Below are 15,174 nucleotides of genomic sequence, written 5' to 3' on the forward strand. Positions count from 1 at the left end.
CTCACGTCACGCGGCCGCACGGGCCAGCGGCGCGCCGGGCGTCGTGTACGCACCGTCGAGATAGACAAGCGGATCGACGTCGCCGCTCATCAGCACCTCGCGAATGCGGCCGATGAACACCGTATGCGTGCCGTATTCGAAGCGGCCGTCCTGCTCGCACACGAGGTTCGCCTGCGCGTCACGCAGATACGGCACGCCGTGCGCCGACGTGTGCCAGTCGCCGGTCGTGAAGCGCGCCTCGCCCTTCAGGCGGCCGCTGCAGTCGATCGCGATGCCTTCGTGGGCCGCGGACAACACGTTCACGCAGAACCCGGCGCCCGCGTCGAGCGGCGGATACAGCGACGCGCTGCGGTTGATGCAGATCAGCAGCGACGGCGGATCGGTCGACAGCGAATCGACCGCCGTCGCGGACATCGAGTAGCGCCGGCCGTCGTGCGCGCTGCTGATGACCGTGACGGAGCGCGCGAGGCGGCGCATCGCGAGCAGCATGTCGGTGCGCAGCGGATGGGTGGTGAGATCGCTCATCATTGGACTCCGTCAAGTTCAGTCGTGGATGGCCGGGCGGGCCGGCCGCCGGCGTCGGCTGCGCGAGCAGCCAGATGGTCGGCGGCGAGATACCCGAAGGTCATCGCCGGACCGAGCGTCGAGCCCGCGCCGGGGTAGCTCGCGCCCATCATCGATGCACTGGTGTTGCCGATCGCATAGAGGCCGTCGATCGGCTCGCCGTCGGCGCGCAGCACGCGGGCGTGAACGTCGGTGACGAGCCCGCCCTTCGTGCCGATGTCGCCCGCGTCGATCCTCACCGCGTAGAACGGCGCTTGGTCGACCGGCCCGAGGCACGGGTTCGGCGTGTTCTGTGGATCGCCGTAGTACGTGTCGAACAGGTTGTCGCCCTTGCCGAACGCTTCGTCGATCCCGGTTGCCGCATAGCGCGCGATGTCGCGCAGCGTGTCGTGCAGGCCGGCGGCGTCGACGCCGATGCGCGCGGCCAGCGCGTCGATCGTGTCGGCCTTCACGATCACGTCGCGGAACGCGGCCGGAATCCGCGCATCGGGCATCATCGACGCCGGCATGATCGGCCCGCACGGATACTTGCGGCGAAACCGTGCGTCGAACACCATCCACGCCGGCACGCTCGCGCCGGTGCGCGCATGGTCGCGATACATCGCCGGCACGAATTCGGAATACGGCGCGGCTTCGTTGACGAAGCGCTTGCCGAGGCTGTTGACGATCACGCAGCCCGGCAGGTTGCGCTCGACGAACAGCGCGCGCTGCTTCTCCTCGCCGGCGACGCCAACCGTCGGCGCGCCCCACACATGCTCCATCAGTGCGAGCGCGCCGCCGAGCCGGTGGCCTTCGGCGATCGCGTCGCCGGTGTTGGCCGGCGGCGTCGCGCTCCACTGCGCCTGCGTCGGCTGCGGCAGGTAACGCTCGCGCATCGGCTGGTTGCGCTCGAAGCCGCCCGCGCCAAGGATCACGCCGCGTCGCGCGGCGATCGTCACGGGCTGCCCGAAGCGCTGCGCGCGCACGCCCGTCACGCGGCCGTCCACGTCGAGCAGGTCGCGCATCGGCGTCTCGAGCCACACGGGCACGTTGCGGTCGAGCAGCGCGCGGCGCAGCCCGCCGATCAGCGCATTGCCGAGCGTCAGGCGCCGGTCGCGCCGCGTGCGGCGGCGCATCCCGAGATCGAGCCAGTAGCGGCCGAACTGCGCGATCGCGAGTTTCATGAAGCCGGGCCCGCGCGAGAACAGCGTGTGCGCTTCCTTCGACGTCACCGCGACACGCCCGCCGATCAGCGTGCCCGGCGACGGCGGCCGCAGCCGGTCGAACTCGTCGCCGAGCAGCCCGCCGTCGAACGGCAGCGGATCGAGCGCACGGTAGCCCGGCATCGCGCCCGGCACCTTCTGGAAATAGTCCGCGTACTTCGGCAGCGACTGGTAACGCACCGGCGTCTTCGATTCCAGGTAGCGCAGCATCTCCGGCGCGCGGTCGAGATACGTGTCGATCTTTTCGGGCGTCGATTCGCCGGCCACGCACGCTTCGATGTAGCCGCGCGCGGCCTCGCGCGAATCGGTCGCGCCCAGTTCGCCGATATGGTGGTTGCACGGCACCCAGATGCCGCCGCCCGACACGGCCGACGTGCCGCCGTACAGCGCCGTCTTCTCGATCACGACGACGGACAGGCCACGGTCGGCCGCGCGGCACGCGGCAAGCAGCGCGCCGGCGCCCGAACCGACCACCACCACGTCGAACACGTATTGCTGTGCTTGCGGGTCGTTCATCGCGGCCTCGTCAGATGAAGAAGTCGGTGTTCTCGCGACCGAGCATCACGGCGCCGAGGTTCTGGCCGAAGCGGTCGACGTTGTTCGCGTAGTGCGCGCGGGCCGCATGCAGGTCGAGGAAGCGGCGCACCAGCGGATTGCGGTGATAGATGCCGTTGCCGCCCGCGTAGCGCAGCAGCGCGTTCGCGGCCTGCGCGCAGCGCTCGGCGACCTGTGCCGACTGGTAGCGGAAATGCACGCGGCGCTCGATCGACACGGCCGGGCCGCCCGTGACCGACGCCATCAGCTCCGCGAAATTGCGCTTGAGCAGCACCTGCATCTCGTCGATCGCGACGGCCGCGTTCGCGCACGCGTTCTGCGCGCCCGGATCGTCGGTCGTCTTCGCGCCGCTGTTGGCCGACACGCGCGTGGCCGCATAGCCGGTGAAATCGTCCAGCGCCCCCTGCAGCGCGCCGATGCACGACGTGCACACCGCGCGCACGAAGATCTGCGCGAACGGCAGCTTGAACAGCGGCGCGTCGTTCACGGCCAGGCCGGGGCTCGTGCCCATCATTCCGTCGATCGCCTTGTGCGTGCGGTACACGGGCACGAACACGTCGTCGACGACGACGTCGTGGCTGCCGGTCGCGCGCAGGCCGAGCACGTCCCAGTCCTGCTGGATCCGGTAGTCGGCTTTCGGCAGCAGGAAGGTGCGGTATTCGGGCGGCTGGCCGGCTTCGGCCGGCGGCACCAGCGCGCCGAGGAACACCCATTCGCACAGTTCGCTGCCGCTCGAGAATTTCCAGTGGCCCGACAGGCGGAAGCCGCCATCGACCGGCGTCACGCGGCCGACCGGCATGTAGGTCGACGCGATCAGCGTCGCCGGGTCCTTGCCCCACACGTCCTGCTGCGCGCGTTCGTCGAACAGCGCGAGCTGCCAGTTGTGCACGCCGACGACGCCGTACACCCATGCGGTCGACATACAGCCGCGCGCGAGCGCCATCTGGATGTCGAAGAAGGCCTGCGGATCGAGCTCGTAGCCGCCGTAGCGTTTTGGCTGCAGCACCTTGAAGAAGCCGGCGGCCTGCATGTCGGCGATCGTCTCGGCCGGGATGCGGCCCTGCGCTTCCGCCTGCGCGGCGCGGCCGGCGAGCGTCGGCGCCAGCGCCTCGGCCCGGGCGATCAGCGTGGCGGCCAGTGCGTTCGAATCGTTGTCGCGATGCACGAATGTCTCCTGTGAAGCGGGTGATGCGCCGCGGCGCGTGCCCCGCTCTCGTTCAAAGTTGTTCGGCGCGGCCTGGCCGCGGGCGATGCTCGCCATCGTCGATGGTCGGCTTCGCGCCGCCGCGCCGCATCGTCCGACCGGACGACGGGCGCGGCCCGGTGCATCACGCGCAGGCGCGCTCCTTCTCCTTGTTGAAGAACGGGATCACGTGCTCGCCGATGTTGCGGATCGTCTCCATCTGCGCGTCGTGCGGCACCGTGCCCATCTGGCACAGGAACAGCACTTCATCGACGCCGGCTTCCTGCAGGCGGCCGACATAGCCGATGCAGTCGTCCACCGTGCCGTACGCGTGGTTCGGGTTCATCATCGCGAGCGCCGGGTCGGCGAAGTTCACGACGACTTCCTCCGATGCAAAGCGCGAACGGATCACCATCTCGCCGGTGTCGGCCTGCACGAGGTCGTCGCCCCACTTCGCCGGGTCCGGACGCTCGCCGCCCGTGTACCAGTACGCGAGCGATTCCATGAAGTAGCGCTGGCCGCGGATGCCGATCTTGCGCGCGGCCTGGCCGTCGGCCATCACGACCGTCGGGCACAGCGCCGCAAGGTGCTGGGTCGGGCGGAAGCCGACCTGGTCTTCCGGCTTGCGGTTCGCCCACGCTTCGCGGTACACGGCGTTCTTCTTCGCGACTTCGTCGGGGCCGCCGAAACCGAGCACCAGCGCGCCCATCCCGCGCTGGCCGGCACGCAGCAGCGCATCGGTGTTGGTGCACGCGAGGTACATCGGCGGATGCGGATCCTGGAACGGCTTCGGGTGGATCGGGCGCTTCGGAATCTTGATGTACTTGCCGTCGTGCTCGATCTCGTCCTGCACGAACATCTTCGGCACGAGGTACATCGATTCGTCGATCATCGGCTGCAGTTCATTGAGGTCGTAGCCGAACGCGCCGGCTTCCTGCTGGCTGCCGCCCTTGCCGACGCCGAAGTGCACGCGGCCGCCGGACAGGATGTCGAGCAGCGCGACGCGCTCGGCGACCTTGATCGGGTGGTTCATCGCCGGCGGCAGGCACACGACACCGTGGCCGAGGCCGATGCGCGTCGTGCGGCCGGCCAGGTACGCAAGGAAGGTTTCCGGCGCGCTCATGTGCGCATAGTTGGTCAGCGACGTGTGCTCCACGCACCAGATCGTGTCGAAGCCGACCTGCTCGGCGAGCAGCGCCTGTTCGACCGTCTCCTTGAATACCCGGTGGTCGCCCTCGCGCGATGCGTCGGTGGTCTGGGCTTCGTAGATGAGGGAAAACTTCATTGCGTGCGTCTCCATGGTTGTTGGACGAGTCGGGGTCGTGCAGCCCGCCCGCACGATACGGACGAAGCGCGACGGTCCACGAATGGGAGTGTCGGCGCGCGGACGGGCGCGAGCATCGTCTGTTCGGAGTACCGGCACGCCTGCGGGGACAGAGGGGTTTCACCGTCATCCGATCGGACTGCGTGACGCGGCGAACCGCGCGCTAGCATCGAACGGCGGCGCATGGCGTGCGCCGGCCAACGACAAGGGAGAGAGGGAATGAAGGTATCGATGCTGCTGTATCCGGTCGACGACATCGACACGGCATTGCCGCTGTTCGTCGACGGGCTCGGCCTGAACGTGAAGTTCCGCGACGGCGACCGCTATTGCGCGCTCGACGGCGGCCCGCTGACGATCGCGCTGGTTGCGGGCGACGAGCAGATCGTCGAGCGCGCGGCGCTGACGCTGCGCGTCGACGAGGACGACGATCTTTATGCGGCGATGGCGCGGGTCGTGAAGGCCGGCGCATCGGTGCGCGTGCCCGTGCAGGCCGGGCCGCACGAATACCGCGCGGTGCTGGAGGACAAGAACGGCGCGCTGCTCGTGATTTCGCAGAAACGGGCCGCATGACGCACACGGCGGCACGCGGCCCGGCGGGCTTCGCGGGCGCCGGCGCGTGGCGCCGTGCGTCGCCCCGTCAGCCGCGTCAGCCCCGTCAGGCGGCCGTGCCCGGCGCGCGCAGGTCGCTCGCTTCCAGCAATTCGAGCAGCGTGCGCGCCGGCTGGCTGAGCCGCTTCGCGGCCAGTGCGATGAATTCGATGTCGGGCAGCACGGGCAGCGCGTCGCCGTTGACCAGCGGCGCAAGCCCGCGCGTCGACAAATAGTGCGACGTCGCGGTCAGGCCGAGCCCCGCGCGCGCGGCCGCGATGCAGCCCGGCTGGCTGCTGCTCGAACACACGACTTCCCAGCCGATCCCCTTCTCCGCGAGCGCGTTCAGGACGATCGCGCGCGTCACGCTCGGCTCGGCGACCAGCACGAGCGGCAGCGGCCGCTCCGGATCGACGACCGTGCCGGGCCGCGCGACCCATTCGAGCCGCGTGCGCAACAGCGGCGTGCCGCGCCGCTCGCCGAGCCGCCGCTTGCCGATCATCAGGTCGAGCGCGCCCGCGTCCAGCCCTTCGTAGAGCCGGCTCGTCATGCCGGTGGTGATCTCCAGCGCGACGTCCGGGTGCGCGGCGCGAAACCCGGCGAGTACGTCCGGCAACGCGACGAGCGCGAGGTCGTCCGGCGCGCCGAGCCGCACCAGCCCTTTCAGCCTCGGCTTGCGGAACTGCGATTCCGCGCGGTTCAGCGCCTGCAGGATCACGTTCGCATGCACGAGCAGCGCCTCGCCGTCGGCCGTCATCGCGATCGAATGCGTGTCGCGCACGAACAGCCGCCGGCCGACGCTCTCTTCGAGACGACGGATGTGTTCGCTGACGCTCGACTGGTTGAGCCCGAGCTGCCGGCCCGCTTCGGTGAAGCTGCGGCAGTTCGTGACGGTCGCGAACGTGTTGAGCCAGACGGGATTGAGCATCCCGCATTGTCATCGGCATTGCCGATGACAGTCAACGTCTTGAGGCGGCTTCCCGATGACCATCGGAATCGGTACCATCGTGCGCTCGAAGACCGGCAGGCGCCGCGCGACCGCGTAAAGGCGCTACCCGCGCCGGCCTTTGCACCACCGATTTCGCCATGTCCCGGGAACCCACACACTCTGCGCTGCTCTGGATCGTCGCCGCTGCATTCTTCATGCAGTCGCTCGACACGACGATCGTCAACACCGCCCTGCCTTCGATCGCCCATAGCCTGCGTGCATCGCCGCTCGCGATGCAGCCCGTCGTGGTCGTCTATACGCTGACGATGGCAATGCTCACGCCGGCGTCCGGCTGGCTGGCCGACCGGTTCGGCACGCGCCGCGTGTTCTCGCTCGCGATTCTCGTGTTCGTGCTCGCGTCGATCGGGTGCGCGGCATCGCATACGCTCGGCCAGCTCGTCGCCGCGCGCGCGCTGCAGGGCATCGGCGGCTCGATGCTGTTGCCGATCGGGCGGCTCGCCGTGCTGCGCCGCGTGCCGGGCGAACAGTACGTCGCGGCGATCGCGTTCGTGTCGATCGCCGGCCAGCTCGGCCCGATCGTCGGGCCGACGCTCGGCGGCTGGCTCACGCAGGCGATTTCGTGGCACTGGGTGTTCATCGTCAACGTGCCGGTCGGCGTGGTCGGCTTCCTCGCCGTGCAGCGCTACCTGCCGCACGACCAGGCGCAACAGCCGCCGCCGTTCGACTTCGTCGGCGTTGCGTTGCTGTCGGTCGCGATGATCGCGCTGTCGCTCGCGATCGATCCGCCGATGCCCGCGCATCGCGCCGCGTGGGCAGCCGGGCTCGCCGCGCTCGGGCTGGCGAGCGCACTTGCCTACCTGCCGCACGCGCGACGCCGCGCGCAGCCGCTGTTCCGGCTCGGGCTGTTCCGCGAGCCGAACTTCGGTTCGGGGCTGCTCGGCAACCTGCTGTGCCGGATCGGCACGAGCTCGGTGCCGTTCATGCTGCCGCTGCTGATGCAGGTGCAGCTCGGCTATACGCCGCTGCAGTCGGGGCTGATGATGCTGCCGGCCGCGATCGCGGGCGTCATCGCGAAACGCTGGATCGCACCGCTCGTGAAACGCTTCGGCTACGCGGCATTTCTGGTCGTGAACACGGGGATCGTCGGGTGCGCGATCGCGGGGTTCGCGCTGGTGTCGGCGCGGCCCGCGCCGCTGCTGGAAGGCGTGCTGCTGATCGTGTTCGGTGCCGCGAACTCGATGCAGTTCGCGGCGATGAACGGCGTGACGCTCAAGGGGCTGTCGCATGCCGACGCCGGCAGCGGCAACAGCCTGTTCACGATGATGCAGATGCTGGCGATGGGGCTCGGCGTGTCGATCGGCGGCGGCCTCGTCAACCTGTTTGCCGCCTATCGGGGCTCGATGGCGCACGGATTCATGCTGTCGTTCGCGTGCATGGGCGTGGTGACGCTGCTGTCGTCCGTCGTGTTCCGGCGGATCGATACGGCCGCGCCGCCGGCCAGTGTGGCGGCGCGGCCGTCCGCGTGAACGCCCCTGTCAGTTCACCTGGCGGCGCTCGACGACGCGCTTGAGCACCCAGCGAATCGACGAGCCGTCGGCCGGCGGCTGCGCGACGCGGTATTCGTCGATTTGGAGCGTGTACAGGTAACCGGGCTGGTACGCGAAGCCTTCAATGCCCGCGTACCACAGGCTCCACGGCTCGTTCGGGCTGTTGCGCACCTGCAGGCACTCCATCGGCGCGACGCCCGTGCAGCGCGCGGATTGCGGTGCGACATAGACAGTCTTGGTCACCGGCCTGCTGTCGGCCGGGCGCACGGCGTTCGGCGACGTCGCGACTGCGTCGGTCTGGCATCCGGCGAGGAGCGTGCTGCCGGCAATGACGGCCGCGCCGAGCAGCGTTCTGGATGGGCGAATCATCTGATGGTCCTCAGGAAGCGTTGGAGGGCCGTTTAGACGGCCGGTGCGACGAGAAAGTTCACAAAAAGCTTACAGATCATCGATCTCCCCCTCGCTCGCCGGATGTCGCTTGCGAGTCGTCGCGTTACCGTGTTCCGGTTCGGCCGCGTGCGTCGCCGCCAGCGGGTCGCCCATGCAGCGGCTCTTTCGCTGATCGGCATCACGCGACAGGCGATGCGCGTCGGGACGTTGCCGAACGGCATACCGTCGGCTGAGCGAAGCGATCGCTGCCGGCAGATTCACTGTGTGGCGATCGTGTACCATCGGCGCTTCCCGATATGCCTGATCGCGCTGCGTTCGTCCGCCCGGCTCCCTGCGTACGATCCACGCGGCGCACCCCGCTTCGCATGACCTCACCCGTTCCGTCCGACACCGCGCTGCGCCCGCTGCCGATCGATGCACTCGCCGTGCCGGCCGCGCTCGACGGACGCACGGGCACCAACCGCTCGAACAGCGCGCATCCGCAGATTGCCGCGACCAACGACCTCGACGCGGTGCGCGCCTGGCTCGCCCGTTTCGTCGATACGCCGACCACGTTCCAGAACTATCGCAAGGAAGCCGAACGCCTGCTGCTGTGGGCCGTGATCGCATGCGGCAAGCCGCTGTCGTCGCTCACGCACGAGGATCTGATCGTCTACCGGCAGTTCCTGCTCGCTCCCGCTCCGGCCGACCTGTGGTGCGCGAACGGCGGGCGCAAGCATCCGCGCGACGATCCGCGCTGGCGGCCGTTCTACGGGCCGCTGTCGGCAGCCAGCCAGCGGCAGGCGCTGGTGATCCTGAACGTGATGTTCTCGTGGCTCGTGCAGGCCGGCTACCTGGCCGGCAATCCGCTCGCGTTGTCGCGGCAGCGACAGCGCCGGCCCGCGCCGCGCGTCACGCGCCATCTCGGGCAGCCGTTGTGGCAGTCGGTCAAGGACGCGATCGCCGCGATGCCGCGCGACGACGCGCGGACGAGTTTCCATGCGGATCGTGCGCGCTGGCTGTTTACGCTGCTGTATCTCGGCGGGCTGCGCATCACCGAAGCGGCCGACACGACGATGGGCCAGTTCTTCTGCCGGCGCGACGCGGACGGGCGCGATCGCTGGTGGCTCGACGTGACGGGTAAAGGCGGCCGGCAGCGGCTCGTGCCGGCCACCGACGAAATGATGGCCGAGCTGTCGCGCTACCGGCATGCGCATGGCTTGCCCACGTTGCCGTCCGACGGCGAGACCACGCCGCTCGTGCTACCGGTCGGCCAGACGCGCAAGCCGCTCACGCGCGCGGCGCTGCACCGGATCGTGAAGCAGGTGTTCCGGCACGCGGCCGACCGGTTGCGCGCGAACGGCGAAGCCGGCGAGCAGCAGGCGCGCGTGCTCGAACAGGCGTCCGCGCACTGGCTGCGCCACAGCGCGGGCTCGCACATGGCCGACGGCCGCGTCGACCTGCGGCTCGTGCGCGACAACCTCGGCCACGTGTCGCTCACGACGACGAGCCAGTACCTGCACGCGGATGACGACTGGCGGCATCGCGAGACGGAGGAGAAGCACCGGATCGGGTGGTAGGCGCGCACCGGTCTGATCGATCCCGGCTCGCGCAATGCGCGCACTCAGTGAGCGAGTTTGAGCCCGCCCAGGCCGCCATTGCTGCGGCATTTCGCGCGATCGCCTTTCACCTGCCAGTCGATTTGCCCGCACATCACGTCGATCCGCTTGCGGTAACTGTCGATCAGGCACTGCGTCGTCGTGCAGCGGTTACGCGCCTTCAGCCACGCCCTCTGGGTTGCCATGAACTGCTCGTACTCCGGCGGATCCTCGACCGGATAGTTGCCGAAATCGTAGAGCATGTCCTCGTAATCCGCGTTGAGCGCATCGTCGAGACGCGACAACGTCGGATTGGTACAGATTTCGCGCTCCACGAACGTGGACGCCTTCGCGCAATTGAACGACGCGGCGTGCGCGCCGGTCATGCCGGCCGCGACGGCCAGCGCAACGAGCCATGCTTTCATGTGGGTGCCGTGACGTAGAAAACGGCGGCCGTGGATCGGCTCGCCGCGATGGACGAACGGGGAAGCCCGTTGCCGGATGCCCGTCGCCGGGACCCGGCAGCTTAGGCCAACGCGCGTCGCATTTCAATACGCTGCCCCGCATCCCGGCACCCGCGCCGCATGGCACGGCATGCCCGATCAGTACACAGCTACCCAGTGCCCGGGCACCCACGCCCAATGATTGCCGGCCCAGCGGTAATGCCCCTTCGCCCAGTGATAGCCTGGCGCGGGCATCGGCGGCGCCACCTCGACGACGGGCGCCGGCTGCGGCGGCCGCACGGGTTCGACCACGCACGCGGACAGCAGCGTCGCACTGGCCGCGACCAGCACGGTGAGCGAAACGGATCGCATCTTCAACATCTTGCATTCTCCCTTTTGTGTAGTGGATGGATTCAGTGCCGAAACGGCAACGCCGCACGTCATGCGGCTCCGCGAATCAAGCCGCTCATCGGCCGCGTCGCGCCGCTTTCCGCGAACAGCGCGGACGCAGTGCGATGCGGATCGAGCCGCAGGCTATCGGCGGCGGCGCCGGAAATCAGCGCGTCGAGCGACGCGGTCGGCTTCAGGTCGCGCCCTTCATACAGGTCGCCAGGCCGCAACCCCGGCCAGTCGGCGATCACGCGGCCACCGGCGACCGCACCGCCCGCGAGCATCGCGACCGACGCCTGCCCGTGATCGGTGCCGCCCGTGCCGTTCGCGGCGGCCGTGCGGCCGAACTCGGTCGCGACCAGCACCGTGGTCTGCTGCCATGCGGGCCCGAGGCCGTCGCGCAGCGCGGCGAGCATCGTGTCGAGTGCTTTCAGCTGATTCGCGAGCCGTGCATTCTGCGCGCTGTGCGTGTCCCAGCCGCCCGTCTCGATCATCGCGATGCGCGGGCCGTCGTCGCGCGCGAGGAACGTCGCGGCGAGCTTGCCGACACCGGCCGGATCCTGCCGCGCATGCGCATCGCCGGCGAGGCCGCGCGCATCCATCGCCGACTGCCACAACGGGCCGAGTTGCGCGTCGGCCTCGTAGAGCGCCGACACGCGCGCGAGCAGGTCGTCCGGCGCGGGCGGCAAACCGGACGGCGCGTACGACGCGGCCTGCACCGTGCCACGCAACGCGAGCGGCACGGTCGGCGCGAACGCGATCGCGTTTTCGCGCGTGGCCGGCAGCAGCGCGGCGAGCCGGTTCAGCCAGCCGTCCTTCACGTGGTACGGTGCGCGGCCGCCCGTCTCGAGCACGTTCTGGCCATCGAAATGCGAACGGTCGCGATACGGCGATGCAATCGCATGGACGAACAGCGCCTGCCCGTCGCGGTACAACTGCGCGGTCTGCACGAGCGACGGATGCAGCGCGAACGTGCCGTCGAGCCGCGTCGCGGCCGCCGTGTCGATTGCGAGCGGGCCGCGCAGCGACGCATACGCGGGCTCCGCATACGGGACGACGATGTTCAGGCCGTCGGCCGCGCCGCGCTGGATCACGAACACGAAGCGCCGATCGGTCTCGACGTTCGCGAACACGATCCGCGGCGCGACGAGAATCGCGCCTGCGCCGGCCGCGGCCACGCTCAGGAATTGTCGGCGGGACAGTGCCATGGTCATCTCCGTTGGAAGTCAGGCGATACGAGCAGCAGCGCGAGCGACGTGGTCGCGCTTTCGGCGCGCGACAGCGCGGTCGCCGTCGGCGCGCTTAACGAACCGGCGAGCAACGTGTTGCCGAGCGTGCGCGGATCGAGCCGGTCGCCCGTGCGCGCGGCCAGCCGCTGCGCAAGCTCGACGCGGCGCACGAGCGCGTCGGGCGCGGCCCAGCTCGCGGCAACGTCGTCATAACCGGCCGGCGAGCCGGGCCGCCACACCGGCTGGCCGAGCTGCGCGAGCAACGGCGCGGCCTTCAGGTCGCCCGTGTCGCGCCAGCCGAGCCCGCGCAGCGACGACACGGCCCACTCCCACGGCGTCTTGAACTTGCGGTTGACCGGCGCCCATGCATCGGGCGCATCGACCAGCTCGCGATAGACGGTCGGCAAATCGCCGCCGCTCGTATCGAATGCGCGGGCCAGCCTGTCGGTCAGCGCGGGCGGCGGATTGTCGGCGACGAAATGACGGGCCAACTGGAACGCGATATGCCGGCCGGTCGCCTCCGAATGCGCGAGGTCGTGCAGGATCGCGCGCGCCTGCGCTTCGCCAGGCTGGTCGTAGCTGCGCCCCATCACGGTCCGCGCGCCGGGCTCGTGCAGTTTCGGGCGGAACACGAACGCGCCGGGCGCTGCATCGCCGGGCTGCCGGCCGCGCCCGCCGGCGATGCTCCAGCCGGTCAGCGCGCGTGCGAATTCCGTCACGTCGGCTTGCGTGTAACCCGTGCGTACGCCGAGCGTGTGCAGCTCCATGATTTCGCGCGCGAGATTCTCGTTGAGCCCGCGTTTGGCCGACGGATCGCGTGCTTCGGCACGCAGCGCGGCCGGGCTGTCGGGGCCGACCGAGCGCGCCTGGTCGAGGAAGAGCTGCATCGCGGGATGCTGCTCGACGGCGACCAGCATGTCCTCGAAACGGCCAAGCACGTGCGGGCGGATCGCGTCGCGTTCGAACGCGCCCGCGTAGGCCGCCACCGGCCCCTTGTCGACCGATACCGCGAAATGGTTCGCCCAGAAATGCACGAGCCGCTCGACGAACGGCGCGGGCGTGATCAGCGCGCTGTTCAGCCGGGCGACGACGGCACTGCGATACGTGTCGTTGCCGTCGCGCCGGATCGATTGCTCGGTCGCGCGCTTCGTTGCCGGATCGTTGGCCGTCATAGCGTTGCGCGCGTTCGCGAAGCGCGTGGCAAGCGCAACCGCGTCGGGCTCGCCGGCCCACGCGGCAGGCCGCGCGTCGTAACGGTCGAATTGCGCGACGAGCGCCGCCTTCGGGTCGGCAGGCGGCGCTTCGTCGGCCCGCGCGCCGAGACCGAAACGGTTCAGCGCGATGGCGGCCGGTGTGATGTCGTTCGGGTGGTCCATGACGGGGCTCTCGCGATGCGTACCCGTGTTTAACGTCGGTCGGCGGGAAATCCGTCGCCGGGAAGACGAATATTTCTGGTGCGTCGCGCGGCTTCGAATGCGTGCGTGCAGCAGCTTGAATTCCCGTCGCGGATTCGGCTGAAGAATGCAGCAAATCGGTGGATCGCCCAGCCGCCGTATCGGGGTCGCGTGTCCCTGCGAAGGACGGGTGAATTTCGAAATTCGACCAACGGGCTTTCATTGGCCTGACCGGCATGAATCCGTCGGAAGGCTCACCGGCCGCAGCCGCCCGGGCGCTTGCCGTTCCCGGAAAGCCACCTAGACTCAATGGAATGTCTCGCCCCCGCGTCACGGAGTTTCGTCGTCTCGCCCCAAAGCAAGAATTCGGTACAACCGGAGACTGACCATGACCAAGCTGCTCGCCATCCTCCTGCTGACTCCCGCTATCGCTTTCGCCGATCAATCGGCCTTTCCCGACGGTTCCACCACACCCGCCGCATCGGACATCCAGCAACGTCTCGCAGGCAAGGCATTCGACATCAAACTGGCGGACGGTACGCAGTGGCATGTCCAGTACGGCAATGGCGGCGACTACGATTTCAAGTCGAGCCAGGGGTTCGCCGATCACGGCGACTGGAAAGCCGAGGACGGCAAGGTCTGCAGCAAGGGCCGCAAGATCCCGTACTCGTGCAACGACGTTCGCGTGAAGGGCGACGACCTTTATCTCAAGCGCGACAACGGCGAAATCATTCAGTTTGTCGAATCGCATTGAGCATTGAGCATTGAGCATTGCGCGTCGGCGCGAACACGACAGTTCGAGCCGCCACGGCTCGACACCCATCGAGTCGACGTGGCGCCACTCCATTGACCAGGACAAGCCGCCGCATTCCGGCCTGCCGCGGCGGAATGCACCGGCCACCACTACGATGCCCACTCTTCCCGTCAGCTTGCGTGCGCGGTTTCGTTGCTTCGGATCGATGCGTCCGCCCACGCGCTGGACCCGCGCGTGGCTGCTTGCAGTCGCGCTGACGCTGCACGGCTATCCGGCGCATGCGCAGAACCCGCCCAAGGTCGTCGACATTCCGACCCGTCCCGGCGTGACCCAACGGTTTCTCTTCATCGCGCCGGACGCGCCGAAGGCCGCGGCCATTCTTTATGCCGGCGGACACGGCGGGCTGCAGCTAGATCCGTCCGGTCGGTTCGGATGGGGGGGAGGCAACTTTCTCGTCCGCACCCGGCAGCTGTTCGTGAAGGACGGCATCGCTGTCGCCGTGATCGATGCACCGAGCGACCGGCAATCCGCGCCCTACCTCAACGGCTTTCGACTGTCGAAGGAACATGCCGACGACGCGCGTGCGGTGATCGCCTGGATGCGGGAGCAACTGCACGTGCCGGTCTGGCTGGTCGGGACGAGCCGCGGCACCCAGTCCGTCGCCGCCATTGCGATTGCGCTGGCCGGCGGCGGCGGGCCCGACGGTATCGTGCTGACCTCCACCATCCTCCGCGAAGACAGAGGCGGTACCGCGGTCACGGACATGAACCTTGCCAGCCTCAGGATTCCGGTGCTCGTCGTTCATCACGAGAAAGACGGCTGCAGGAATTGTCCCGTGTCCGAAACGGATACGCTGATGAAGAAGCTGGACCAGTCGCCGAAATCCGACCTGATGATCGTGTCGGGCGGCACGTCCCGGGGCGATCCGTGCGAAGCGTTTGCCTATCACGGCTTCAATGGCCTGGAGAGCGGCGTGGTCGACGCGATCTCCGCGTGGATGCTGGCACATTGAACATGCGTGCCGCGTAGCGCAGTCGCGATTACCCCTTGCGATCCTTCGTTGAAGCTCGCCCGCCAGCATGCGC

Annotated in this window: 16 protein-coding genes; 5 read left to right on the forward strand and 11 right to left on the reverse strand. The window is 68.9% G+C overall.

Going from position 1 to position 15,174, the window contains the following annotated elements; genetic code table 11:
* Positions 1-6: 6 nt before the first annotated feature.
* The 4 genes from LGN19_RS04155 to LGN19_RS04170 form a co-directional block, all read right to left on the reverse strand.
* Entirely contained in the window at positions 7-525 is a 519-nt protein-coding gene (locus tag LGN19_RS04155; RefSeq protein ID WP_122949524.1) for a flavin reductase family protein, read from the reverse strand.
* Positions 525-2,282, reverse strand: coding sequence for an FAD-dependent oxidoreductase (locus LGN19_RS04160; RefSeq protein WP_226213337.1), 1,758 nt, complete (start codon positions 2,280-2,282; stop codon positions 525-527). Before LGN19_RS04160 ends, LGN19_RS04155 begins: the two co-directional genes overlap by 1 nt.
* Positions 2,283-2,292: 10 nt before the next feature.
* The gene (locus LGN19_RS04165) at positions 2,293-3,486 is read right to left on the reverse strand and encodes an acyl-CoA dehydrogenase family protein (protein WP_226213338.1); all 1,194 of its coding nucleotides are present in this window, start codon (positions 3,484-3,486) and stop codon (positions 2,293-2,295) included.
* A 163-nt stretch (positions 3,487-3,649) separates the two neighbouring features.
* Positions 3,650-4,789 (reverse strand): LLM class flavin-dependent oxidoreductase, encoded by a 1,140-nt coding sequence (locus LGN19_RS04170; RefSeq protein WP_039350902.1) that lies wholly within the window; start codon positions 4,787-4,789, stop codon positions 3,650-3,652.
* Between the two features lie 258 nt (positions 4,790-5,047).
* On the opposite strand from LGN19_RS04170, the gene LGN19_RS04175 reads away from it, so the two are divergent.
* A complete protein-coding gene (locus LGN19_RS04175; RefSeq protein ID WP_011355015.1) occupies positions 5,048-5,398 on the forward strand; it encodes a VOC family protein in 351 nt (116 codons plus the stop codon).
* Between the two features lie 85 nt (positions 5,399-5,483).
* Here the strand turns inward: LGN19_RS04175 and LGN19_RS04180 are convergent, their stop codons facing one another.
* Positions 5,484-6,344, reverse strand: coding sequence for a LysR family transcriptional regulator (locus LGN19_RS04180; RefSeq protein ID WP_174961484.1), 861 nt, complete (start codon positions 6,342-6,344; stop codon positions 5,484-5,486).
* A 158-nt stretch (positions 6,345-6,502) separates the two neighbouring features.
* Here LGN19_RS04180 and LGN19_RS04185 point away from each other — a divergent pair, with 158 nt between their 5' ends.
* Positions 6,503-7,891 (forward strand): DHA2 family efflux MFS transporter permease subunit, encoded by a 1,389-nt coding sequence (locus LGN19_RS04185; protein WP_226213339.1) that lies wholly within the window; start codon positions 6,503-6,505, stop codon positions 7,889-7,891.
* Positions 7,892-7,900: 9 nt separating this feature from the next.
* Here the strand turns inward: LGN19_RS04185 and LGN19_RS04190 are convergent, their stop codons facing one another.
* Positions 7,901-8,281, reverse strand: a complete 381-nt coding sequence (locus tag LGN19_RS04190) for a DUF4377 domain-containing protein (RefSeq protein ID WP_226213340.1) — start codon at positions 8,279-8,281, stop codon at positions 7,901-7,903.
* A 69-nt stretch (positions 8,282-8,350) separates the two neighbouring features.
* Positions 8,351-8,584: a hypothetical protein gene (locus LGN19_RS04195; RefSeq protein ID WP_226213341.1), complete on the reverse strand. Its 234-nt coding sequence runs from the start codon at positions 8,582-8,584 to the stop codon at positions 8,351-8,353.
* A gap of 83 nt (positions 8,585-8,667) precedes the next feature.
* Between LGN19_RS04195 and LGN19_RS04200 the strand changes: the two genes are divergently transcribed.
* A complete protein-coding gene (locus LGN19_RS04200) occupies positions 8,668-9,861 on the forward strand; it encodes a tyrosine-type recombinase/integrase (RefSeq protein ID WP_226213342.1) in 1,194 nt (397 codons plus the stop codon).
* Between the two features lie 44 nt (positions 9,862-9,905).
* On the opposite strand, the gene LGN19_RS04205 is transcribed toward LGN19_RS04200, so the two are convergent.
* The 4 genes from LGN19_RS04205 to LGN19_RS04220 all read right to left on the reverse strand — a co-directional run bounded on the left by LGN19_RS04205 (position 9,906) and on the right by LGN19_RS04220 (position 13,317).
* A complete protein-coding gene (locus LGN19_RS04205; protein ID WP_226213343.1) occupies positions 9,906-10,304 on the reverse strand; it encodes a lysozyme inhibitor LprI family protein in 399 nt (132 codons plus the stop codon).
* 177 nt (positions 10,305-10,481) lie between these two features.
* Positions 10,482-10,700, reverse strand: a complete 219-nt coding sequence (locus LGN19_RS04210; protein ID WP_175219919.1) for a YXWGXW repeat-containing protein — start codon at positions 10,698-10,700, stop codon at positions 10,482-10,484.
* 62 nt (positions 10,701-10,762) lie between these two features.
* Complete coding sequence (locus LGN19_RS04215; protein ID WP_413227177.1) at positions 10,763-11,920, reverse strand: DUF1501 domain-containing protein; 1,158 nt, start codon at positions 11,918-11,920, stop codon at positions 10,763-10,765.
* Positions 11,921-11,922: 2 nt separating this feature from the next.
* Positions 11,923-13,317, reverse strand: coding sequence for a DUF1800 domain-containing protein (locus LGN19_RS04220; RefSeq protein ID WP_226213345.1), 1,395 nt, complete (start codon positions 13,315-13,317; stop codon positions 11,923-11,925).
* Between the two features lie 406 nt (positions 13,318-13,723).
* On the opposite strand from LGN19_RS04220, the gene LGN19_RS04225 reads away from it, so the two are divergent.
* Positions 13,724-14,089 (forward strand): hypothetical protein, encoded by a 366-nt coding sequence (locus LGN19_RS04225; RefSeq protein ID WP_175219665.1) that lies wholly within the window; start codon positions 13,724-13,726, stop codon positions 14,087-14,089.
* 10 nt (positions 14,090-14,099) lie between these two features.
* Entirely contained in the window at positions 14,100-15,101 is a 1,002-nt protein-coding gene (locus LGN19_RS04230) for an alpha/beta hydrolase (RefSeq protein WP_226213346.1), read from the forward strand.
* Positions 15,102-15,174 lie beyond the last annotated feature (73 nt).

Origin of the sequence: Burkholderia sp. AU30198, from assembly GCF_020419825.1 — a bacterium.
Classification (GTDB): Bacteria; Pseudomonadota; Gammaproteobacteria; order Burkholderiales; family Burkholderiaceae; genus Burkholderia.